We start from the raw sequence: 1,592 nt of genomic DNA on the forward strand, positions 1-1,592 counted from the left end.
CAGATGTTCGACGCATACGTCGCCGTCAGCCCCAGCCTGTGGTGGGACGGCGGACGGCTGGCGCGACAGGCGGGCGCACACCTGCGCGACCATTCGAACGATCCGCGCACCCTGATCCTGACCATGGGGAACGAGGGCGCCGAGGCGAAGGCGCTGATGGATGCGCTGACCGGCAATCTGCGCGACCATGCCCTGCCCGGCGTGACGTGGACGTTCGAACCGCGTCCGAACGAGAGCCACGCCACCATCTATCACGGGGCCGCGCTGGACGCGTTCCGGCGGCTGTACGCCGTTCCACCGCCTGCGAACTGACGGAGACCGACCATGCGCCTGGGTACGCCGCTTTCGGACAGCGCCGTCCGCGTCATGCTGCTGGGCGCAGGAGAGCTGGGCAAGGAGGTTGCGATCGAGCTGCAGCGTCTTGGCGTGGAGGTCATCGCCGTCGACCGCTATCCCAATGCTCCCGCCATGCAGGTGGCGCACCGCAGCCATGTCATCCCGATGACGGACCCGCACGTCCTCGCCGGCGTGATCGCGGCGGAGATGCCTCACATCATCGTGCCTGAGATCGAGGCCATCGCCACGGACGTCCTGGCCGAGATCGAGGCGGCGGGGCACGCGGTGGTGATTCCGACGGCGCGGGCCACGCAACTGACCATGAACCGCGAGGGCATACGGCGGTTGGCGGGGGAAGAACTGGGCCTGCCGACTTCGCCCTACGCCTTCGCATCGTCCGCCGATGAACTGGCGGATGCCGTGGAACGGATCGGCCTGCCGGTCTTCGTCAAGCCGGTGATGTCGTCATCTGGCAAGGGGCAGTCCTTCGTAGAGGCCCTCGATCAGGTCGCCGACGCCTGGACCTACGCCCAGTCGGGAGGGCGGGTGGAGACGGCGACCGTCATCGTCGAGGGGCGTATCGACTTCGATTTCGAAATCACCCTGCTGACCGTGCGCTCCATGCGGGACGGAGCCGTGCGGACGGATTTCTGCGCGCCCATCGGCCATCGTCAGGTCAAGGGCGACTATGTCGAGAGCTGGCAACCGCAAGCGATGACCCCCGCCGCCCTGGCCGCTGCGCAGGATATCGCCGGCAAGGTCACGGATTCGCTGGGCGGCCTGGGCGTGTTCGGCGTCGAACTGTTCGTGAAGGGCGACCAGGTCTGGTTCTCGGAGGTGTCGCCGCGTCCGCATGACACAGGGCTGGTCACGCTGGCGACCCAGACCATGAGCGAGTTCGCCCTGCATGCCCGCGCGATTCTGGGTCTGCCGGTCGACGTCAGCCAGCGCGACGTGGGCGCCAGCGCGGTGATCTATGGCGGCATGGACGCCACGGGTATCGCCTTCGACGGCGTGGCCGAGGCCCTGTCCGTCCCGACCGCCGACCTGCGCCTGTTCGGCAAGCCCGAAAGCTATGAGCGACGCCGCATGGGCGTGGCGACGGCGCGCGGCGCGACCACGGACGAAGCGCGCGAACGGGCGCGGCTGGCGGCGGCGAAGGTCCGGCCGGTCGCGCCCTAGAGCGGAGCGGCGGCCGCGTCCCGGGCCTGTTCCGCAGGCGGCGCGGCGAGGGCCGCCAGCGCCGCCTCGAGCAC

1 protein-coding gene and 1 pseudogene are annotated in these 1,592 nt (G+C 69.5%); both read left to right on the plus strand.

Annotated elements, in window-relative coordinates; genetic code table 11:
* A pseudogene (locus tag V6M42_RS08985) lies at nt 1-312 on the plus strand (alpha/beta hydrolase); the annotation flags it as partial.
* A 12-nt stretch (nt 313-324) separates the two neighbouring features.
* Entirely contained in the window at nt 325-1,518 is a 1,194-nt protein-coding gene (purT, locus tag V6M42_RS08990; protein ID WP_332678260.1) for a formate-dependent phosphoribosylglycinamide formyltransferase, read from the plus strand.
* Nucleotides 1,519-1,592: the final 74 nt, after the last annotated feature.

The organism is Brevundimonas sp. (assembly GCF_036677305.1).
Lineage (GTDB): Bacteria > Pseudomonadota > Alphaproteobacteria > Caulobacterales > Caulobacteraceae > Brevundimonas.